General features: G+C 71.9%; 18 protein-coding genes and 1 pseudogene. 10 read left to right on the top strand and 9 right to left on the bottom strand.

Features of this window, described 5'->3' with window-relative positions; genetic code table 11:
• Nucleotides 1–2: 2 nt before the first annotated feature.
• The 5 genes from BN39_RS19090 to BN39_RS19070 are packed head-to-tail and all read right to left on the bottom strand — an operon-like array spanning nucleotide 3 to nucleotide 4,661.
• Nucleotides 3–1,487: a VWA domain-containing protein gene (locus BN39_RS19090; RefSeq protein WP_019204049.1), complete on the bottom strand. Its 1,485-nt coding sequence runs from the start codon at nucleotides 1,485–1,487 to the stop codon at nucleotides 3–5.
• A gap of 9 nt (nucleotides 1,488–1,496) precedes the next feature.
• Nucleotides 1,497–2,402 carry a MoxR family ATPase gene (locus BN39_RS19085; RefSeq protein ID WP_051159090.1) on the bottom strand — a complete coding sequence of 302 codons (906 nt, stop codon included), beginning with the start codon at nucleotides 2,400–2,402 and terminating at the stop codon, nucleotides 1,497–1,499.
• On the bottom strand, nucleotides 2,399–2,851 hold the full coding sequence (locus BN39_RS22875; RefSeq protein WP_019204047.1) for an SRPBCC family protein: 453 nt from the start codon (nucleotides 2,849–2,851) through the stop codon (nucleotides 2,399–2,401). The genes BN39_RS19085 and BN39_RS22875 overlap by 4 nt, the downstream gene beginning before the upstream one ends.
• A 57-nt stretch (nucleotides 2,852–2,908) precedes the next feature.
• Nucleotides 2,909–3,355: an SRPBCC family protein gene (locus tag BN39_RS19075; RefSeq protein ID WP_019204046.1), complete on the bottom strand. Its 447-nt coding sequence runs from the start codon at nucleotides 3,353–3,355 to the stop codon at nucleotides 2,909–2,911.
• A 31-nt stretch (nucleotides 3,356–3,386) separates the two neighbouring features.
• Nucleotides 3,387–4,661 (bottom strand): glutamate-5-semialdehyde dehydrogenase, encoded by a 1,275-nt coding sequence (locus tag BN39_RS19070; RefSeq protein WP_019204045.1) that lies wholly within the window; start codon nucleotides 4,659–4,661, stop codon nucleotides 3,387–3,389.
• Between the two features lie 42 nt (nucleotides 4,662–4,703).
• Here BN39_RS19070 and BN39_RS19065 point away from each other — a divergent pair, with 42 nt between their 5' ends.
• From BN39_RS19065 to BN39_RS19025, 9 genes are all read left to right on the top strand, one after another.
• On the top strand, nucleotides 4,704–5,435 hold the full coding sequence (locus BN39_RS19065; RefSeq protein ID WP_019204044.1) for an HNH endonuclease family protein: 732 nt from the start codon (nucleotides 4,704–4,706) through the stop codon (nucleotides 5,433–5,435).
• 86 nt (nucleotides 5,436–5,521) lie between these two features.
• Nucleotides 5,522–6,304, top strand: coding sequence for a TIGR03084 family metal-binding protein (locus tag BN39_RS19060; protein ID WP_019204043.1), 783 nt, complete (start codon nucleotides 5,522–5,524; stop codon nucleotides 6,302–6,304).
• On the top strand, nucleotides 6,301–8,022 hold the full coding sequence (locus tag BN39_RS19055; RefSeq protein ID WP_019204042.1) for an acyclic terpene utilization AtuA family protein: 1,722 nt from the start codon (nucleotides 6,301–6,303) through the stop codon (nucleotides 8,020–8,022). Before BN39_RS19060 ends, BN39_RS19055 begins: the two co-directional genes overlap by 4 nt.
• Nucleotides 8,019–9,191 (top strand): acyl-CoA dehydrogenase family protein, encoded by a 1,173-nt coding sequence (locus BN39_RS19050; RefSeq protein WP_019204041.1) that lies wholly within the window; start codon nucleotides 8,019–8,021, stop codon nucleotides 9,189–9,191. Before BN39_RS19055 ends, BN39_RS19050 begins: the two co-directional genes overlap by 4 nt.
• A 28-nt stretch (nucleotides 9,192–9,219) precedes the next feature.
• On the top strand, nucleotides 9,220–10,809 hold the full coding sequence (locus tag BN39_RS19045) for an acyl-CoA carboxylase subunit beta (protein WP_019204040.1): 1,590 nt from the start codon (nucleotides 9,220–9,222) through the stop codon (nucleotides 10,807–10,809).
• 7 nt (nucleotides 10,810–10,816) lie between these two features.
• The gene (locus BN39_RS19040; RefSeq protein WP_019204039.1) at nucleotides 10,817–12,784 is read left to right on the top strand and encodes a biotin carboxylase N-terminal domain-containing protein; all 1,968 of its coding nucleotides are present in this window, start codon (nucleotides 10,817–10,819) and stop codon (nucleotides 12,782–12,784) included.
• A gap of 14 nt (nucleotides 12,785–12,798) precedes the next feature.
• Entirely contained in the window at nucleotides 12,799–13,956 is a 1,158-nt protein-coding gene (locus tag BN39_RS19035) for an acyl-CoA dehydrogenase family protein (RefSeq protein WP_019204038.1), read from the top strand.
• A gap of 9 nt (nucleotides 13,957–13,965) precedes the next feature.
• A complete protein-coding gene (locus BN39_RS19030; protein ID WP_019204037.1) occupies nucleotides 13,966–14,781 on the top strand; it encodes an enoyl-CoA hydratase family protein in 816 nt (271 codons plus the stop codon).
• A gap of 10 nt (nucleotides 14,782–14,791) precedes the next feature.
• Nucleotides 14,792–15,412: a TetR/AcrR family transcriptional regulator gene (locus BN39_RS19025; RefSeq protein ID WP_019204036.1), complete on the top strand. Its 621-nt coding sequence runs from the start codon at nucleotides 14,792–14,794 to the stop codon at nucleotides 15,410–15,412.
• A 37-nt stretch (nucleotides 15,413–15,449) separates the two neighbouring features.
• Here the strand turns inward: BN39_RS19025 and BN39_RS19020 are convergent, their stop codons facing one another.
• Nucleotides 15,450–17,810, bottom strand: a complete 2,361-nt coding sequence (locus tag BN39_RS19020; protein WP_019204035.1) for an ATP-dependent DNA helicase RecG — start codon at nucleotides 17,808–17,810, stop codon at nucleotides 15,450–15,452.
• Nucleotides 17,807–19,480, bottom strand: coding sequence for a DAK2 domain-containing protein (locus BN39_RS19015; RefSeq protein WP_148281536.1), 1,674 nt, complete (start codon nucleotides 19,478–19,480; stop codon nucleotides 17,807–17,809). Before BN39_RS19015 ends, BN39_RS19020 begins: the two co-directional genes overlap by 4 nt.
• Nucleotides 19,481–19,649: 169 nt before the next feature.
• Here BN39_RS19015 and rpmB point away from each other — a divergent pair, with 169 nt between their 5' ends.
• Nucleotides 19,650–19,841, top strand: coding sequence for a 50S ribosomal protein L28 (gene rpmB, locus BN39_RS19010; protein WP_019204033.1), 192 nt, complete (start codon nucleotides 19,650–19,652; stop codon nucleotides 19,839–19,841).
• Between the two features lie 93 nt (nucleotides 19,842–19,934).
• Here the strand turns inward: rpmB and BN39_RS19005 are convergent, their stop codons facing one another.
• Complete coding sequence (locus BN39_RS19005) at nucleotides 19,935–20,630, bottom strand: uracil-DNA glycosylase (protein WP_040768718.1); 696 nt, start codon at nucleotides 20,628–20,630, stop codon at nucleotides 19,935–19,937.
• Nucleotides 20,627–21,089: pseudogene (locus tag BN39_RS19000) on the bottom strand (thiamine-phosphate kinase); the annotation flags it as partial. The pseudogene BN39_RS19000 and the gene BN39_RS19005, both read right to left, overlap by 4 nt.

Raw genomic sequence — 21,089 nt, 5'->3', positions numbered from 1 at the left:
CCTCAGACGGGCAGCAGCCTCCCGATGACGTCGGCGAGCTGTCCCGCGGTGCGGCACTCGTACATGTCGATGATCCGGCCGTACTCGTCGGCCACAGAATCCCCGGTTCCCCACGACGCCTTCCGCTCGGGGTTGAGCCAGAACGCGTGACGGGCCTGCTCGACGAGCTCCGCGAGCTCGCCGCGCGCGGGGTCGGTGTGGTTGGAGCGGGCGTCGCCCAGGATCAGCAGGGTGCCGCGGTGCGTGACCGCGTCGGGGAACTCGCGGACGAAGGTGCGCAGCATGTTCCCGTAGTCGGAGCCGCCGAACCGGGCCACCTTGGTCTCGCGGATCACCCGGTCGAACATGTCGACCACCGTGTCCACGGTGAGCGTGCGACTGGGGTCGATGTAGTCGGTGATCTCGTCCACGGCGTCGACGAAGCCGAAGACCCGGATCTTGGAGAACTCCGCGCTGAGCGCGTGCGTGAGCAGCAGCGTGAAGTTGGAGAAGCCGGCGACCGAACCGGACAGGTCGCACAGGAGCACGAGCTCGGGCTTGGTGGGCCGGGGCCGACGGTGCGCCAGATCGATCGGGACTCCGCCCGTCGACATCGACTTGCGAAGTGTGCGGCGCAGGTCGATCGGCCCGCGGCGGGCGCGGCGGCGGCGCACCAGCAGCCGGGTGGAGAGCTGCCTGGCCAGGGGGCGCACCGTCTGCTCCATGCGGTGCAGCTCGCTGCGGGTGGCGGCGAAGAAGGCGACGTTCTCCGGCAGCACGGGCGCAGCGTATTCGACGACGGCCTCGGGGCCCCGTCGGGCGGCCATGGCGACGGACGTGAGCTCGGTGACCCGCTCGGTGAGCGCGGCGACGCGGGCCCGCGCGACGCGGCGCGCGGATTCGTACTCGAAGCCGCCGGGCTCCGCGCCGTCCTCGCCCGCGGCGGCGAGCAGTCCGTTCGCGATGGCGGCGATGAGCGTCTGCGGGTTGAGGGCCTTGAGCGCCTGGTACGAGGAGTACGCGCCGCCGGTCGCGGACTGGTACTGGCCGAGCTGCTCCACGATCTGGCTGGCGATCCCGTCGTGGTCACCACCCGCGACGAGTGCGGCGACCGCCTCCTGGCGCAGCGCCTCGCGGACCTCATCGGGATCCGGCTGCTCGCCGGGCATCCGTGCGGGGTCGGCGTCGCCGGCCGTGCCCTCGCAGCCCCCGTCGCCGCCGTCACCCGAGCCGGACGCGGGCCCCTCGGTCCCGAATCCGCCGCGCACCGGGAAGTAGAGGTCGAAGATCACGTCGAAGGCCTTGCGGTGCATCTGCTCCCGCAGCAGCACCGCCGCCATTCCCTCCCGTAGCTGGGCGCGGTCGGCGAGGTCGAGCACCGTGAGCACCTCGGCGGCCGTGATCGCCTCGCCGGGGCCGATCGAGAGCCCCTTGGAGCGCAGCGCCCGCACGAACGCATGCAGGTGCTGATCGAGCGGTGTCCCCGCGGGGCTCGGTGCCGAGGCCATCGTGGTTACCTACAATCCCAGTGCCGCCGAGGCGGTTTCGATGTCGACCTTGTGCTTGAGCACCACGCCGAGGGTCGCGGCGAGCGCCGCCTTGTCGATGGACCCGCTGGCGGATCCCGTGACGCCGAGGGCCAGCAGCGTGCGGCACCAGTCGAGCGTCTCGGAGACCGACGGCTTCTTCTTCAGGTCGAGGCCGCGCAGGGTCGCGATCACCCGGAGCAGCTGCTGCGCCACCTCGACCGACAGGTCGGGGACGCGGCTGCGGATGATCGACAGCTCCAGCTCGGCATCGGGGAAGTCGATGTGCAGGTAGAGGCAGCGGCGCTTGAGCGCCTCCGACAGCTCGCGGGTGGCGTTCGAGGTGAGGAACACCAGCGGCTTGCGCTCGGCGACGATGGTGCCCAGCTCGGGCACCGTCACCGCGTAGTCCGAGAGCACTTCCAGGAGGAGCCCCTCGAACTCGAGGTCCGCCTTGTCGGCCTCGTCGATGAGCAGGACCGACGGTCCGCTCTCCCGCACGGCCTGCAGCAGGGGCCGGGGCAGCAGGAACTCCTCGGCGAACACGTCCTCCTTGGTCTCGTCCCAGTCGCCGCCCGACGGGCCGGCGGACTGGATCCGGAGGATCTGCTTCGCGTGGTTCCACTCGTACAGGGCGCGCGCCTCGTCGATGCCCTCGTAGCACTGGAGGCGGACGAACCGGGCCGCGCGGGCCTGGGCGCAGGCGCGGGCCAGTTCGGTCTTGCCGACGCCGGCGGGCCCCTCCACGAGGAGGGGCTTGCCGAGCCGGTCGGCGAGGAACACGGCCGTCGCGGTCGCGGTCGACGGGATGTAGCCCGTCTCGCGGAGAGCCGCGGCGACGTCGTCGACGCTGGTGAACAGCGCCGTCGGGGCCGGGGTCGTGGTGTCGATGCTCAGCGTGCAGCCTTCCGTTTGAGGACCTCCTTCTCGAAGCCCTTCGACGCGATCTCTGCACTCATCTTCACACCCTTCTTCACGACGAAGCCGGGCAGCTTGATCTTGAGGTCGATGTTCATATCGCACAACACGCGCACTCGATCGTCTGCGAGTGGTGTGAGCAGGTAGGACCCGCCCTGGGCGCGGACCGCCTTGCCCTCGCCCTCGGACCGCCAGGACACCTTGGTCTGCGGCGTGAACTCGTAGCGGAAGCGCATGCTGTCGCTGATGCCGACCATGCCGGCCTCCACCTCGACGAGGCTCGGGTTGCCGGCCTCATCGCGCTCGACGACCGTCACGCTCTTGTGCGAGGACGACCACTCGGGCAGCGATTCCACGTCCAGCAGCGTGGCGTAGGCGAGCGCTGCCGGGGCGTCGATCTCGAACTCGACCTTCTCATTGATTGCCATTGCAACAATGTAGCCGGGTCCGACGGGCGCCGCCGTGGGCGAGGCCCGGCACCGTCGTCAGGCGTTCTTGCGCTTCATGACCTCTTTGGTGAGGCCGTTCTTGATGATGTCCATGGCCACCTTGATGCCCTTCTTCACCACGAAGCCGGGCGCCTTGACCTTGGGGTCGAGGTACATGGTGACCTTGACGTGGGTCTGGTCGTCACCCTTCGGGGACAGCTCGTAGATGCCGCCCTGGCTGCGCACGGCGATGCCCTCGTTGCGGGTGTCCCACTTGCAGCTGGTGTCGGTGAAGACGTAATCGAACGTCAGGTTGTCGCTGAACATCATGAGGCCGACGGACGCGTCCACCACGCTGGGCCGCCCGTTGGCGTCGCGTTCGACCACCTTGACGTTGCTGTGCGCGGAGGACCAGTCCGGCAGCGCGTCGACGTCGGCGAGCGTGTCCAGCACGAGCGTGACCGGGGCGTCGATGTCGAATTCGAGTGACTCGTTGATTGCCATGGCGACAACCTACCCCGCGCTCGGCCCGTCGTTAGCGGGGTCGGACATGTCCGTCGCCCCAGGCGATCCACTTGGTGGAGGTGAGCTCCGGGAGGCCCATCGGGCCGCGTGCGTGCAGCTTCTGGGTGGAGATGCCGATCTCGGCGCCGAAGCCGAACTGCTCACCGTCGGTGAAGGCGGTGGAGGCGTTGACCATCACGGCGGCGGCGTCCACGCGGGTGGTGAAGGCGCGCGCGGCGGACAGGTCGTCGGTGACGATGGCCTCGGTGTGGCCCGTGCCGAAGCGGTCGATGTGCGCGACGGCGCCGTCGAGACCCTCGACCAGCTTCACCGCGACGTCCAGGCTGAGGTACTCGTCGGCCCAATCGGTGTCGGTGGCGGGCACCATGCCCTCCTCGTCGCCGTGCACCACGACCCCCTCGGCCTGGAAGGTGCCCAGCAGGCGCGGCAGGAAGGTGTCGGCCAGCGCGCGGTCCACGAGCACGGTCTCGACGGTGTTGCAGACGCTGGGGCGGCGGGTCTTGGCGTTCACGACGATCCGCTCGGCCATGTCCTGATCCGCCGCGGAGTGCACGTACACGTGGCAGTTGCCCACGCCGGTCTCGATGGTCGGCACGGTGGCGTCGCGCACGACGGCCGCGATGAGGCCGGCGCCGCCGCGCGGGATCACCACGTCGACGAGGCCGCGGGCGCGGATGAGCGCGGTGACGCTGGCGCGGGACTCCGCGGACAGCAGTGCGACGGCGTCCGGGGTGATGCCGGAGGCGGTGAGCGACTCACGCAGGATCTCCACCAGCGCGGCGTTGCTCGACGCGGCCGAGCTGGAACCGCGCAGCAGCACGGCGTTGCCGGACTTGAGGGTGAGGCCGAAGGCGTCGACGGTGACGTTGGGCCGTGCCTCGTACACGATGCCCACGACGCCGAGGGGCACGGCGACCTGCCGCAGCTCGAGGCCGTTGGGCAGCGTGGAGCCGCGCAGCACGGTTCCGACGGGGTCCGGCAGCCCGGCCACCTGACGCAGACCCGACGCGATGCCGTCGACCCGGGACTCGTTGAGCGCCAGCCGGTCCACGAGCGACTCCTCGGTGCCCGCGGCGCGGGCGCGCTCCACGTCCTCCGCGTTGGCGGCGAGGATGCGGTCCTTGTTCGCCAGCAGCGCGTCGGCGGCGGCGTGCAGCGCGGCGTTCTTCTGCTCGGTGGTGAGGGTGACCAGTTGCTTCGAGGCGGCGCGGGCGGCGCGGGCGGCATCCTCCACCGCGGCGGTCACGGCGGTGAGATCGGCGTCCTGTGCGGTGGGCGTGCTCATGGATCGAGGATACGTGTCGGTGCCCGGTGCTACGTTCCGGCCATGTCCCGCCGGAGATCGCCGCGCCGTCTCGCGCGCCGCACGTGGGTGGCGCTCGTCGCGGCCGCACTCACGGCGGTGGCCGTCGCCGTCGGGGCGTGGTCGGACCGCTCGGGCGGGTCCGTCGTCGCCGGCACCGCGGCACCGTCGGCGGCGCCGCCCGACGGTGCGCCGCTGGCCGGCGTCGCGATCGTCGCGGCCCGGGAGCGGGCGCCCGAACGCTACCGCCGGGCCGCGTTCGGGGAGGCGTGGACCGACGACCAGTCGGCGCCGCAGGGGCACAACGGCTGCGACACCCGCAACGACGTGCTGAACCGGGACCTGACGGAGAAGACTCACGTCCGCACCTCGGGATGCCCGGCGGCCGTGGCCACGGGTGTACTGGCCGACCCCTACAGCGGTACGACGATGCGGTTCCAGCGCGGGCAGAAGACATCGGCGAAGGTGCAGATCGACCACATCGTCCCGCTCGCGTACGCCTGGGACATGGGCGCGTGGTCCTGGGACGACGCCACGCGCACCCGGTTCGCCAACGATCCCCGCAACCTGGTGGCGGTCGACGGTCCGGCGAACGAGAACAAGAGCGACTCCCCTCCCGGCCGGTGGATGCCGTCGAACGAACGCTTCCACTGCCAGTACGCACGGCAGTTCGCGTTCGTGGCCCGGGAGTACCGGCTGTCCGTCGACCGCTCCTCGGCGGCGGTCGTGGACCGGGCCGTCGGTACCTGCCCCTGAGGGCGCCCTGGCGAACGCGGCGCCCTCGCTCCCCACAAACAAGCATTGCTGCTTGTTTTTTGGTCGGTGAATGCCAGAGTTGGTGCGTGCCCACATCAGCCCCCGTCTTCGACGCGCTCGAAGCCACGTCGGCCGCCGTCGCCGCGATCGCCGATGCGATCGACGACTGGTCGATCCCCACGCCCGCCGAGGGATGGACCGTGGCCCACCAGATCGCCCACCTGACCTGGACCGACGAGGTCTCCCTGGTCGCCGCCACCGACCCCGACGGGTTCGCCGACCTGCTCAAGCGGGCGATGGCGGACCCCCTGGGATTCGTCGACGCCGGCGCCGAGGAGGTCGTCGCCGATCCCGATCTCCGCGGTCGCTGGGACATCGGCCGCGCGGCCCTCGCCGGCGCCCTCCGCGACGCCGATCCCGGCACCCCGCTCCCCTGGTTCGGCCCGCCCATGCGTCCCGCCACCATGGCGAACGCGCGGCTCATGGAGACGTGGGCGCACGGCCTCGACGTGGCGGATGCCGCGGGCGTCACCCTCGACGTCCCCGAGGCCCTGCCCCATGTCGCCAAGATCGCCTACAAGACCCGCGATTTCGCCTACACGGTGAACGGCGAGACACCGCCCGCCGAGCCCTTCGACGTGTTCCTCGTGGCGGCCGACGGCTCGGAGCTCTCCTTCGGCCCCGGCGACGCCGCGCAACGCGTCACCGGCTCGCTCGAGGACTTCTGCCGGCTCGCCACCCAGCGGGTCAACGTCACAGACACCGACCTCGTGGCCACCGGCGACGACGCGGCGCACTGGCTCACGATCGCCCAGTGCTTCGCGGGCGCCCCGGGCGCCGGCCGCGCGCCGCAAGGAGGCACCTCATGAGCATCCGCATCGCCAACATCTCGGGCTTCTACGGCGACCGTGCCGCCGCCCTCGGCGAGATCCTCGCCGGCCCGCGCGTGGACTACATCACCGGCGACTACCTCGCCGAACTCACCATGCTGATCCTCGGCCGCGACCGCCTCAAGGACGCCGACCTGGGCTACGCCAAGACCTTCCTGCGACACATCACTCCGCACCTGCAGACGCTGGCCGAGCAGCGGGTCAAAGTGGTGGTCAACGCGGGCGGCCTCAACCCGGCCGGCCTCGCCGCCGCCCTGGAGAAGGCGGTCGCCGAGGCCGGTGCCGGCCTCACGGTCGGCTGGGTCGACGGTGACGACCTCATCGCCAGGTCCGCCGAACTCGGCGTGCCGAACGCCGTGACGGCCAACGCGTACCTCGGGGCCTTCGGCATCGCGGACTGCCTGCGCGCAGGCGCCGACATCGTGATCACCGGGCGGGTCACCGACGCGTCGGTGATCGTCGCCCCCGCGATCGCCGAGTTCGGCTGGGAACGCACAGATTTCGACGCCCTCGCGGGCGCCGTCGCCGCGGGCCACATCATCGAGTGCGGAACGCAGGCCACCGGCGGCAACTACGCCTTCTTCGACCGACACCCGATCGAGCAGCTCCTGCACCCGGGCTTCCCGATCGCCGAGATCGCCGAGGACGGGTCGTTCGCCATCACCAAGCAGCCCGGCACGGGCGGCATCGTGGAGGTGGGCACCGTCACCGCGCAGCTGCTCTACGAGGTCACCGGACAGCGATACGCGAATCCCGATGTCACGCTGCGGCTCGACTCGATGACGCTCGCCCAGGACGGCGCCGACCGGGTCGCGGTGTCCGGCGTGCGCGGCGAGGCGCCGCCCGCCACCACGAAGGTCGCGACCACCACCCTGGGCGGATTCCGCAACGAGATCGCCTTCTTGCTCACCGGTCTCGACATCGAGCACAAGGCAGCGCTACTCGAGGCCCAGCTGCGCGGGGCACTCGACCCGGCTCCCGCGGACCTGCAGTTCCGCCTGGCCCGGACCGATCACCCCGACGCCGCCACGGAGGCCGCGGCCTCCGCGACGCTGACCGCGGTGGCGTGGGACCCGGATCCGAACCGCGTCGGCCGCTCCTTCAGCTCCGCCGCCGTCGAGCTCGTGCTCGCGACGTACCCCGGCGCGTCACCGATGGCGCCGCCGTCCAAGGGCGGTCCCTACGGGGTGTACCAGGCCGTCTACGTGCCGAACGCCGATGTGCCGCACCGCGCCCACCGGCCGGACGGCACCGTCGTCGACGTCGAGCCGCCCGCCGTCGTGCAGGAGCTCCCGGCCGACCCGTCGCAGCCCGGCGCGGATTCCGCCGGGCCCGGCGGCCCGACGGTCCGCGTGCCCCTCGGCACCGTGTTCGGCGCGCGCAGCGGCGACAAGGGCGGCAGCGCCAACGTCGGGGTGTGGGCGGAGGACGACGAGGGCTACGCCTGGCTCCGCGACCACCTCACCGAAGCCCGTGTGCGGGAACTGCTACCGGAGGCGGCCGACCTTCCGATCCGCCGCTACGAGCTGCCGAACCTCAAGGCCGTGAACTTCGTGATCGAGGACCTGTTGGGCAAGGGGGTGGCGCACGGCTACCGTTTCGATCCGCAGGCGAAGGGGCTGGGCGAGTGGCTGCGCGCCCGCCACGTCGACCTGCCCGTGTCCCTGCTGCCCGCCCCCACTGAGGAGACCGCATGACCACCGCCTGGGAGACCCCGGAGCGCCACGCCCTGCGCGACACCGTGATCGCGTTCACGCAGCGCGAGATCCTGCCCCATCTCGACCAGTGGGAGGCAGAGGGCCTGCTCCCCCGCGATCTGCATCGCAAGGCGGGCGACCTGGGGCTGCTCGGCGTCTCCTTCCCCGAGTCCGTGGGCGGTGGTGGCGGCGACCCCCGCGACGCCCTCGTGGTGTGCGAGGCGATGCACGAGGCCGGCGGCTCCGGCGGCCTCTTCGCCTCCCTCTTCACGTGCGGGATCTCGGTGCCGCACATCATCCTCGCCGGCACCGACGAGCAGAAGGAGAAGTGGGTAGCCCCCGTTCTCGCGGGCGAGAAGATCAGCTCGCTCGCCATCACCGAGCCCGGGGGCGGCTCGGACGTCGGCCACCTCACCACCACCGCGCGCCGGGACGGCGACTCCTACATCGTCAACGGCGCCAAGACGTTCATCACGTCCGGCGTCCGTGCCGACTGGGTGGTGACCGCGGTGCGCACCGGCGGCGAGGGCGCGAGCGGCATCAGCCTGCTGGTGATCCCCAAGGGGCTTCCCGGGTTCGAGGTGAGCGCCCCGTTGAAGAAGATGGGCTGGCTCGCCTCCGACACCGCCGAGCTCTCGTTCACCGACGTGCGGGTCCCGGCCGAGAATCTCATCGGCCCCGAGAACAGCGGTTTCCTGCTCATCGGCGCGGCGTTCGTGACCGAGCGCCTCGCGCTCGCGGTCCAGGCGTACTCGCACGCCCAGCGCTGCCTCGACCTCACCCTCGACTGGGTCCGGGAGCGGGAGACCTTCGGCGCCCCGCTCATCACCCGGCAGGCCGTGCAGAACAGCGTCACCGAGATGCGGCGCAAGACCGAGGTCGCCCGCGTCTACAGCCGGCACGTCGCCGATCTGTACACCGAGGCGCTGGCCTCCGGCGGTCCCGCCGCGGCCGCGGAACTGGTGCCCCAGGCCTGCTTCGCCAAGAACACGGCGGTCGAGACCGCCGAGTGGGTCGCGAACGAAGCGGTCCAGCTGTTCGGCGGCCACGGCTACATGGCCGAGTACGAGGTGTCGCGGCACTACCGCGACGTCCGCATCCTCGGCATCGGCGGCGGCACCACCCAGATCCTCACCACGCTCGCGGCGAACCGCCTCGGCTACAAGTGACCCATCTCCGACACGAAGGACATCAGCCATGACGGTGCTGCGCAGCACCCCCTCCCCTGACGCCTCCGCGTACCGCGAGGCGATGCTCGGCAAACTCGCCGAGCTCGGGACCGAGTTCGACAAGGCCCTCGCCGGCGGCGGCGAGAAGTACGTGCAGCGGCACCGCGATCGCGGCAAGCTCACCGCCCGCGAGCGGATCGACAGCGTGCTCGATCCGGCCTCGCCGTTCCTCGAGCTCATGCCGCTGGCCGCCTGGGGCAGCGACTTCCTGGTCGGCGCATCCCTGGTGGGCGGTATCGGCGTGATCGAGGGCGTCGAGTGCATGATCGTCGCCAACGACCCCACCGTGAAGGGCGGCACCAGCAATCCTTGGACGCTGCGCAAGTCGCTGCGGCTCAACGACATCGCGAAGGAGAACCGCTTGCCTGTGGTGTCCCTCGTGGAGTCCGGCGGCGCCGATCTGCCCACCCAGAAGGAGGTGTTCGTCCCCGGCGGCGCGATGTTCCGCAACCTCACCCAGCTGTCGAAGATGGGCATCCCCACCATCTCCGTGGTGTACGGCAACTCCACCGCCGGCGGTGCCTACATCCCGGGCATGAGCGATCACGTGGTGATGATCAAGGAACGTTCCAAGGTATTCCTCGCCGGCCCCCCGCTGGTCAAGGCCGCGACGGGCGAGATCTCCGACGACGAGACGCTCGGCGGCGCCGAGATGCACTCGCGGGTCTCCGGCCTGGGCGACTACATGGCCAACGACGAGCTGGACGCCGCGCGCATCGCCCGCTCGATCGTCAAGCGGCTCAACTGGCGCAAGAAGGGCCCCGCCCCGTCCGGCGTCGTCGAGCCGCCGCGGTACGCCGCCGAGGGCCTCCTCGACATCGTCCCCGACGACCTCAAGGTCCCGTTCGACCCGCGCGAGATCATCGCGCACATCGTGGACGACTCGGACTACGACGAGTTCAAACCCCTCTACGGCGGATCCCTCACCACCGGCTGGGCGAACCTGCACGGCTACCCCGTGGGCATCCTCGCCAACGCCCGCGGCGTGCTGTTCTCCGAGGAGGCGCAGAAGGCGACGCAGTTCATCCAGCTGGCGAACCGGTACGACACGCCACTGCTGTTCATCCACAACACCACCGGCTACATGGTGGGCGCCGAATACGAGCGCGGCGGCATGATCAAGCACGGGTCGATGATGATCAACGCCGTCTCCAACTCCGAGGTGCCGCACATCTCGCTCATCGCGGGCGCGTCCTACGGCGCCGGCCACTACGGCATGGCGGGCCGCGCGTTCAATCCGCGGTTCGTGTTCACCTGGCCCAGCGCGCGTTCCGCGGTGATGGGCGCCAAGCAGTTGGCCGACGTGGTCACCGAGGTCGCGGCGGCGTCCGCGGCGTCGCGCGGCCAGGAGATGGATCCCGCGTTCGTGGACGGGATGCGCACGGCGATCGAGACGCAGATCGACAAGGAGTCGCTGCCCGCCTTCATGTCGGGGATGCTCTACGACGACGGCATCATCGACCCCCGCGACACCCGCACCGTGATCGGGATGGCCCTGTCGGCCATCCACAACGGCCCCGTCAACGGCACCGACGCCTTCGGCGTCTTCCGGATGTGAGCGAGAAATGACAGACACGACATTCGATTCCGTCCTCGTCGCGAACCGCGGCGAGATCGCCCGCCGCGTCATCGCCGCGGCCCACGCCCGCGGGCTGCGCGCCGTGGCGGTCCACTCCGATCCGGACGCGGGCGCCCCGCACGTCGCGGAGGCGGACGAGGCCGTGCGCCTGCCCGGCGACACCCCCGCGGAGACCTACCTGCAGGGCGAGAAGATCATCGCCGCGGCGCAGGCCACCGGCGCGCGGGCGATCCACCCCGGCTACGGCTTCCTCTCCGAGAACGCCGATTTCGCCGCGGCCGTCCGGGCCGCCGGGCTGGTGTGGATCGGCCCGTCCCCCGAGGCGATCACCGCCATGGGCTCCAAGGTGGCCGCCAAGGCCAGGCTCGCCGACGCCGGCGTACCGATGCTCACCAATCTCACCCCGGACCAGGTGTCCGACAAGGACTTCCCCGTCCTGGTCAAGGCCTCGGCGGGCGGCGGCGGGCGCGGCATGCGGGTGGTCCGCTCCCGCGCCGAGCTCACCGAGAACCTCGAGGCCGCCGAGCGCGAGGCGAAGTCCGCGTTCGGCGACGGCACCGTGTTCTGCGAGCGCTACCTCGAGCGCGGCCGACACATCGAGGTGCAGGTGATGGCCGACTCCCAGGGCACCGTCTGGGCCGTGGGCGAGCGCGAGTGCTCCATCCAGCGCCGCCACCAGAAGGTCCTGGAGGAGGCACCGTCGCCCCTGGTGGAGCGCCACCCGGCGATGCGGACCGCGCTGTACGAGGCTGCGGCCAACGCCGCGAAGGCCATCGGCTACACCGGCGCCGGCACCGTGGAGTTCCTCGCCACCGACGAGGGCGAGTTCTTCTTCCTCGAGGTGAACACCCGCCTGCAGGTGGAGCATCCGGTCACCGAGGCCACCACCGGGCTGGACCTGGTGGGCCTGCAGTTCGACGTGGCCGCGGGGCTCCCCCTGCCGTCCGCGGAGCCGCCGGCCACGCGCGGCTGGGCGATCGAGGCGCGCCTCTACGCCGAGGACCCCGCGAACGACTGGCGCCCCGCGGCGGGCACGGTGCGCCGGTTCTCGGTGCCGGGTGTGGTCTCCGAGTTCAGCGGGCCCGACCGTCCGGGTATCCGCCTCGACAGCGCGCTCTGGCCGGAGGACAGCGTTGTGGAGGTCTTCTACGATCCCATGCTGGCCAAGGTGATCGGCTACGCGCCGACCCGCACGCAGGCCCTCGCCATCACGGAGGCCGCGCTGCGCAAGGCGTCGATCCACGGGCTCACCACCAACCGCGACCTGCTGGTCCGGATCCTCGCCGACGCCGATTTCCGGGCGGGCGATTTCGCGACGGACTTCCTCACCGGCGAGCGCCTGGAGCGGCTGTCCGCGCCGCTGCTCGGCGAGGCCGACCTCGCGGAGGCCGCGACCGCCGCGGGCGCCGTCCTCGACAGGCGCGACGCCGCCGCGAGCCCGCTGCCGCACGTCGCCCCGGGCTGGCGGAACATCGGATCCCGCACGCTCGTGCCGCAGTTCGGCGACGGCGACACCCTGGTCGCCGCGGGCGGGGAGGGCGGCGGCACCGTCGCGTCCGTCACCGACGACGGTGCCGTGGCGACCGTCGCGATCGAGCGCGACGGGATCCGGCGCACCGTGACCGTGACCCCGTACGCCGGCGACCGGACGGTGGTGGAGGTCGACACCCCGCGCGGTGCCGCGTCCCTCGCCCTCGTCAACCGCCTGCCGTCGGGCGACGCGGCGGCCGCCGCGGGCTCGCTGCTCGCGCCCATGCCCGGCGTCATCACCCGGATCGGCGCGGCGGCGGGCGATTCCGTGACCGCAGGCCAGCCGGTGCTGTGGATGGAAGCCATGAAGATGGAGCACGCGATCAGCGCGCCCGCAGACGGAGTCATCACCTCGATCGACGTCGAGGTCGGACAGAACATCGATGCCGGTGCCGTGGTCGCCGTGCTGGAGGAGCAGGAGTAGTCGTGAGCATTTCCATGGACGTCATCGAGTCGGACGAGCGCCAGGCGCTCCGGAGCACCGTCTCGGACCTGGGCAAGCAGTTCGGCCCCGAGTACATGCGCGAGAAGATCGCGTCGGGCGAGGGCCCGACCGAGCTGTGGCGGGCCGCGGGCGACCTTGGCCTCGTGGGCGTGAACATCGCCGAGGAGTACGGCGGCGGCGGGGCCGGGATGTACGAGCTGGGGATCGTCGGCGAGGAGCTGGCGGCCGTCGGCTCGTCGCTGCTGATGCTCGTCGTCTCCCCGGCGATCAACGGCACCATCATCTCCCGGTTCGGCACCGAGGAGCAGAAGAAGCGCTGGCTGCCCGGCATCGCGTCGGGCCAGACGATCGCGGCGTTCGCGATCACCGAGCCCGATGCGGGCTCGAACAGCCACCGCATCACGACCACCGCTCGGCGGGACGGCGACGACTGGATCCTCACGGGTCAGAAGACCTTCATCTCCGGCATCGAGCTGGCCGACGTGGTGCTCGTGGTCTCTCGCACGGAGGACGCGAAGTCCGGCAAGCTGCGCCCCGCCCTGTTCCTCATGCCCACCGATTCGCCGGGCCTGCAGAAGACGAAGATCCCCATGGAGGTGGGACTCCCCGAGTCGCAGTGGACCCTCTTCTTCGACGACGTCCGGCTGCCCGCCGATGCGCTCGCCGGCGAACCCGACGCCGCGATCGCGCAGTTGTTCGCGGGCCTCAACCCCGAGCGCATCATGGCGTCGGCGGGTGCGGTCGGCTCCGCGCGGTACGCGATCGACCGCGCCGTCGACTACGCCAAGGGCCGCACGGTGTTCAAGACGCCGATCGGCGCGCACCAGGCGATCGCGCACCCGCTGGCGGAGCTCAAGGTGGAGACCGAGCTCGCGAAGCTCATGCTGCAGAAGGCCGCCACCCTGTACGACGCCGGCCAGGAGTTCGCCGCCGCGGAGGCGGCGAACATGGCGAAGTTCGCGGGCGCCGAGGCCGGCGCCAAGGCCGTGGACCGCGCAATCCACTCGCTGGGCGGCAACGGCCTCACCACCGAATACGGCCTCGCGCAGATGCTGGTGGCGTCGCGCCTGTTCCGCATCGCCCCGGTGAGCCGCGAGATGGTGCTCAACTTCATCTCCGAGCATTCGCTCGGCCTGCCCAAGAGCTACTAGGAGGACCGCATGGGCGAGCAGTCAGCCCCGGACACCCTGGTCCGGTACGAGACCCGCGGCGGCGCCGCGTATCTCACCCTGGACAGCCCGCACAACCGCAACGCGATCTCGGCGCGACTGCTGGCCGACCTGCAGGCCGGCCTCGACCGGGCGGCCGGGGACGACGTCGCGCGGGCCGTGGTGCTCACGCACGCGGGCACCACGTTCTGCGCGGGCGCCGACCTCAAGGAGGCCGCGGCGAGCGGGCCGAACGGTTCCGGCGCGGGCTCGGACCCGAAGTCGCGGACGCTGGCGATGATCGGCGCGATGCGCGGGATCATCGAGTGCCCGAAGCCGGTCGTGGCGCAGGTCGACGGTCACGTGCGCGCGGGCGGGTTCGGGCTCATCGGCTCGTGCGATTTCGTGTTCGCCGGCCCGGCGTCCTCGTTCGCCGTGACGGAGACGCGGATCGGCGTGGCGCCCGCGATGGTGTCGCTGGTGCTGCTGCCGCACCTGCCGTCCCGGGTCGCGTCGACGCTGCTGCTCACCGGCCGGAAGTTCAGCGCGGCTGAGGCGGCCGGGTACGGGCTGATCACCGCTGCCGTGGATGATCCCGCCGCCGCGGTCGCCGAGCAGCTCGCAGAGCTGCAACTGTGCAGCCCGCAGGGCCTGCGGGAGACCAAGCGGATCCTCTGGCACGACGTGTTGGAGTCCTTCGACCGGCGTGCTGAAGCGCTGGCCGACCAGTCCGCGCGGTTGTTCGGCTCGGCCGAATCCGTCGAGGGGATCACGGCATTCCTGCAGAAGCGCGCGCCGAGCTGGGCCGAGCCCGCCCCCGCGGATTAGGCTGACGGGAATGAGTGCCCTCCGTCCGCCCATCCGGGCGCCGCAGCAGTCCCGCAGCCGGGAGACCCGGCAGCGGCTGCTGGAGACCACGATCGCGTCCCTGGCCGAGCGCGGCTGGAGCGCGACAACGGTCGGCAGCGTCGCCCGTCAGGCGGGCGTCTCGCGCGGTGCGGCGCAGCACCACTTCCCCACCCGCGAGGACCTCATCACCGCGGCGCTGGAGTACATGGGCGAGCAGCGGCTCGCACACGTGGCGACGGCGGGCGCCGCGGTGCCGGAGGGACCCGAGCGTCCCTACGCCGTGGCCCGGCTGATCGTCGAGTACTACACCGACGACCTGTTCAAGGCCGCGCTGCACGTGTGGACAGCGGCCGCGAGCGACGACGCGCTGCGGGCGCGCATGCTTCCGTTCGAGAACCGGCATTCGCGGGAGGTGTTCGGCCTCGCCATGCGACTGCTCGGGTTCGACAAGGACGACGAACAGGCGCGCCGGGCGGTGCAGACCACCCTCGACCTCGCGCGCGGCCTGGGGCTCGCGGACCTGTTGTCGGACGACGCCGCTCGCCGCGAGCAGGTAGTCGAGTTCTGGGGCGCCCAGCTGGCCTCCCTCGCCGCCGCGCGCGCGGGCTGATCCCGGCCGCCACCGGCCTCGGCCGACCGGCGCGGCGTCAGGCCTTGTCCAGGTAGTCCTCGCGGTTGCCACCGAGGATGACGGCGTTGATGTCGCGGAGGGCGGTGTGCCGCTCCAGCTCCGGGTCGTCGGTCACCAGCGCGAACGCGAGCCGGCGCGCGGTGTAGAGCAGATCACCGTCGCGCGCGAGGTCCAGGAAGCTCAGGCGCCGCGCGAGGCCGGACTGATCCACACCCAGGATGTCGCCGTAGCCGCGGTGCTCCAGATCGAGCTGGGCGAGTTCGAACCCGTCCGAGGTCCCCGCGACCGCGACCAACCGCTCGTACGTTCGCTGCGACTGGGTCTCCGTGATCAGCAGGCACAGGCCGGGCAGCCCGCCTCGGCCTACGCGGCCGCGCAGCTGGTGCAGCTGGCTGATGCCGAACCGGTCGGCGTCCATCACCACCATCGTGGTCGCGTTGGCGACGTCCACGCCGACCTCGATCACCGTGGTGGCCACGAGGACGTCGGTCTCCCCCGCCGCGAACGCGGCCATGACGTCGGCCTTCTCCTCGGCGGGGAGGCGGCCGTGCAGGAGGGCGATCCGGTGCCGTCCCAGCTCGCCCGCCGTCAACCGGTCGTACATCTCGATCGCCGAGGTGGTCTTGCGCTGCTCCTCGGCCTTGTCCTCGGCGACCTCCTCCTTCGTGGGCGGGCCGCCGCCGGCGGACGCCGAGGGCGCCTGGTCGAACGCGTAGTCCTCATCCGTGAACGAGGACTTGGCCTGCTCGCCGCTGGGGTCGTCGCCGATCCGGGGGCACACCACGTACACCTGCCGCCCGGCGTCGATCTCCTCGCCGACCCGCTGCCAGGCCCGGTCGACCCACGACGGGTTCTTGGCGACGGCGACGAGTGAGGTCTGGATGGGCTGCCGCCCACCGGGAAGCTCCCGCAGCACCGAGGTGGCCATATCGCCGAACTGCGCCAGGGCGACGGTGCGCGGGATCGGCGTCGCCGTCATCACCAGCAGGTGCGGCATGGCGGTCTCGTCGGTGGATCCCTCGCCGCCGCCCCTGCGCCGCAGGCGGTCCCGCTGCTCCACGCCGAACCGGTGCTGCTCGTCGACCACCACCAGCCCGAGGCGGAAGTAGTCCACGGTGTCCTCGAGCAGCGCGTGGGTGCCGATCACGATCCCCGCCTCGCCGGTCACGATGCGCAGCAGCGCCGCCCGGCGGGCCTTGGTGCTCATGGAACCGGTCAGCAGGGTCACGGTGGTGGCGCCCTCCGCGGCTCCCAGCTGCCCGCCCTGGCCGAGGTCACCGAGCAGCTTGGTGATCGAGAGCAGATGCTGCGTCGCAAGCACTTCGGTGGGTGCCAGCAGCACGGCCTGATAGCCCGCGTCGACGGCGGCCAGCATCGCGAGCAACGCCACGAGCGTCTTACCCGAGCCCACTTCGCCCTGCAGCAGCCGCGTCATCGGGTGCGGGTTCGCGAGGTCGCCGAGGATCTCGTCGAGTACCTCCTCCTGGCCGGCGGTGAGCCGGAACGGGAGTCGCTTGCGGAGCCCGGCCTGCAGCGGACCGTCGGCCGCGGCGAGGGCGGGCGCCGTCACGGTGCCCACCTCGTACGCCCTGCGGGCGAGCGCGGTCTCGATGGCCATGGCCTCGTCGAACGCGAGCCGGCGCTGCGCGGCGGTGGCGGCGGCGCGTCCGTCGGGATCGTGCGCGGCGCGGACGGCCTCGTCGAGGCCGGGCATGTTCTGCTCCGCGAGGAACCCCGCCGGCAGCGATTCCGGGACGGGCCGCAGCCGCTTCAGCACGTCGTGCACGAGCGACATGATCAACCACGTCGGCATGTTCTTGGTGCCGCGGTAGATCGGCACGATCGGTTTGAGCAGCAGCGACAGGTCCGCGTACTTGAGCCGCTTCGATCCGGCCTTGGTGTTCCCGGTCTCGTTGTCCGCCAGCGCCTGCGCGGTGGTGATGGTGCGGTCCGGCATGAGCAGCCAGTCGGGATGAGTCAACTGGAGCTTCCCGTTGAACTCGCCGAGCCTGCCCATCAGCAGGATCTGGCGGTCGGGCTTGATCGGCTTGGGCAGGTAGTTGAAGAACGTCACCTCGTAGGCGCGCACCTTGTTGACCACCTGCAGCCGGAACATCTTCTTGCCCCGGTGGTGCGGCTTGGGCGGGGTGATCGACGTGACCGTGCCGATCAGCACCACGTCGTCACCGACGCGCGGATCGGTGTGCCGCGTGCCCTCGTCCGAGACGGCGCCGCCCTCGTAGCGGAACGGGAAGTGCCGCAGAAGGTCACCGACCGTCACCGCGCCCAGCTCCGCGGTGACGGACTCGGCGATCTCGGCGTCGAGGGCCTGATCGAGCGGCGTCTGCAGGGTGAGATCGCGTGCGGCGCCCGTCATTCGACGCCGATCTCGAGCACGCTCGCGGCCTGTCCGCCGCGGTACCCGATCACCTCGACCTCCGGGCGGTCGGGCCGCAGCGCGGCGCTCACCCGGTCCGGGAAGTCGCCGTCGCCGGCGTCCCCGAGCAGCACGGTCACCATGTCGCCGCCGGTCGCGAGCAACAGTTCGGCGAGAGCCTCTCCCGCCGAGTACTGATCCTCCTCGAGGACCACCACCTCGCCGCCGACCATCCCCAGGTAGTCGCCCGGCCCGCAGGGGCCGAGGATCGTCAGCGCGTCCTCCGTGACGGCCACGACGGACCCGCACCGCGCGCCGGCGGCGGCCTCGGCCATGGAGTAGGTGTCGTCCGCGGCCGGGCCGTCGGGGTCGTGCACCGCGAGCGCGGCGATCGCCTGCACCATCGACGAGGTCGGCAGGAGCGTCACCAGCACGCCGGACTCCCGGGAGCGCGCGGCCACCGCGAGCAGTTCGGGCGTCGGCAGCGCGCCGTTGGGCATGAGCAGCACCTCGCGGCCCTCGAACCGGTGCAGTGCGGTGAGCAGTTCGGCGTGGGTCATCCCGGCGTCGCAGCGGATCACGTCCGCGCCGGCCTCGGTGAACAGCTCGGCGGCACCGTCGCCGGAGACCAGCGCGACGATCGCCCGCGGCGCGTCGAGCAGCGCCTGCAGCGGCGTGTCCCCGTGCGCCGCCTCCTGGAGCACGTTGACCGCGATGCTGCGGAGCTTGCCGTGGGCGAGCCCGGCCTGGATGGCGCGGCCGGGCTCAGTGGTGTGGGTGTGCACCGACCAGGTGGCGACGGGGTCGGGGTCCGAGGCGGCGACCACGACGACCGAGTCCCCGAAGGTCTGCAGTTCGTCTCGCAGGCGGTGCGCGGCGGCCTCGGCGGCGTCGGGCAGCAGGTACATGACCTCGTAGTCGGCGTGCGGCCCGCGGGGCGGGTCGTCGTGGCCGTGGTGATGCCCGACGGTGCCCTCCCCCTGCGCGTCGACGTCGACGTGGACGTGCGGAGCCACCTGCCGGGCGAAGACGGGGCGCTCGGACGCGCCCCCGGCCGTCACCTCGACGAGCGCGTCGAGGAGGACGAGCAGGCCCCGACCGCCCGCGTCGACCACGCCGGCGCGGGCGTTGACGTCGAGTTGATCGCGGGTGCGCAGCAGTGCGTCGAACGCGGAGTCGGCCGCGCCGCGGGCGCATCCGGCGAGGTCCGCGCCGCCGGCCAGTGCCGCACCGGCGCCGTCGGCCGCGCCGCGGAGCACGGAGAGGATGGTGCCCTCGACGGGATCGGCGACGGCGGAGGTCACCAGGTCGGTCGCGGAGCGCAGGCCCTGGGCCAGCCCGTCGGCGGTGAGATCGGCGTCGGCCCCCAGCTGCGCGGCCACGCCGCGCATGATCTGCGACACGATGACGCCGGAGTTGCCGCGCGCGCCCGAGACGGCGCCCGCCACCGTCGCGCGGGCCACGGCGTGCGGCCCCTCCGAGCGGTCCGCCTCCTCCGCCGCGCGCGCGGCCGCGCGGAGCGTGACCAGCATGTTCGTGCCCGTATCGGCATCTGCCACCGGGAACACGTTGAGGGAGTTGATCTCGCCCACGGCGCGCTCGAGACCGAGGACGGCGCGCCGCAGCCAGGCCACCACCACGCGGCCGTCCTGCGCCATCGGTACCGTCACGGGTTCCAGCCTATCGGGCCTCCGCGGGCCGGAGGGGCCCGGAGCGGTTTGGCCCGCGGACCCTTATCGGTCTATGATTGCAGGGTTGCCTCGCGTCCGGGCGTGCCCCACGCGGACCCGACCGGCGGGGCGGAACGACAGATTCAATCTATTGCGAGGAGTACACGACATGGCTGCCGTCTGCGACGTCTGCGCCAAGGGCCCCGGCTTCGGTAAGTCGGTGTCGCACTCGCATCGGCGTACCAACCGCCGGTGGAACCCGAACATCCAGACCGTGCGCGCCCAGGTGGCGCCCGGCCAGAGCAAGCGCCTCAACGTGTGCACCTCGTGCATCAAGGCCGGCAAGGTCGTCCGCGGCTAGTTCCGCGCCACAGTCGACGAGGGCCCGCGACCGTTTCGGTCGCGGGCCTTCGTGTATCCGGGCCCCACATCCCGCCGAAGCCCGGCCGCCGGTTCAAGGAACCTGAGCGAGGTGCGGCAGGCGCCAGTCCACGGGCTCCGCGCCGAGCCCGGCCAGGGCCTCGTTGGCGCGGGAGAAGGGCCTCGACCCGAAGAAGCCGCGAGACGCCGACAGCGGCGACGGATGCACCGACTCGATCCGCGGCGTGTCCCCGAGCCGGGGCCCCAGCGAGGCCGCGTCCCGGCCCCACAGGATCGCGACCATCGGTGCGTCGCGCGCCACGAGGGCGTCGATCGCGCACTCGGTGATCTTCTCCCAGCCCTTGCGGCGGTGCGACGCGGGTGTGCCCGGACGCACCGTGAGAACCCGGTTGAGCAGCAGTACGCCCTGCCGCGCCCACGGTGACAGATCGCCGTTGGCCGGCATCGGCAGCCCGAGGTCCGAGCAGTACTCGGTGTAGATGTTCTGCAGGCTCCGCGGGATCGGCCGCACCGACGGGTCGACCGAGAACGACAGGCCCACCGCGTGCCCCGGCGTCGGGTACGGGTCCTGTCCCACGATGAGCACCCGCACGTCGTCGAACGGCTGGGTGAACGCGCGCAGTACGTTCCCGCCGGACGGGAGGTAGCCCGCCCCCGCGGCGATCTCGGAGCGGAGGAATTCGCCCATCGCCGCGATGTCGTCGGCCACGGGCGTCAACGCCCGCGCCCAGCCCGCCTCCACACTGTCCGCCAACGGTCTCGCAGTCATCGGCCGCTCTCCTCGTTCTCGCCCGTCTCCTCGAACGTATTCCACCCGTCGTGCGCCGGCCCGGCGACACCGTCGACGGTGACCGTCCCCGCGGCGCCGTCCTCGGGCGCCCGCACGGCGCCGATCGGCCGCCAGCCGGCCGGTAACGCCGCCTCCGGCGGGAACGTGGCGAGCAGGGCGTGGTCCTCGCCCCCGGTCAGCACCCAGGCGCGGGGGTCCTCGCCGAGCGCCGAACCACATTCCGCCAGAAGGGGTTCCGGTGCGAGCGCGGCACCGTCGAGCTCGATGGCCACCCCGGCGGCGCGCGCGACGGCCCGGGCGTCGCGCAGCAGGCCGTCGGAGACGTCGGTGAGCGCAGTGGCTCCGCCGGCGGCGGCCCGCGGTCCCGCGGCCAGCGGGGGTTCGGGGCAGCGGTACACCTCGACGAGCGCGGGGAAGTCCGCACCGCGCCCGGCAAGG

It is taken from the genome of Tsukamurella sp. 1534, assembly GCF_000312385.1.
GTDB lineage: Bacteria > Actinomycetota > Actinomycetes > Mycobacteriales > Mycobacteriaceae > Tsukamurella.
The sequence above is the reverse complement of the archived record's forward strand: the minus strand, read 5'-3'. Positions and strand labels throughout refer to the sequence as shown.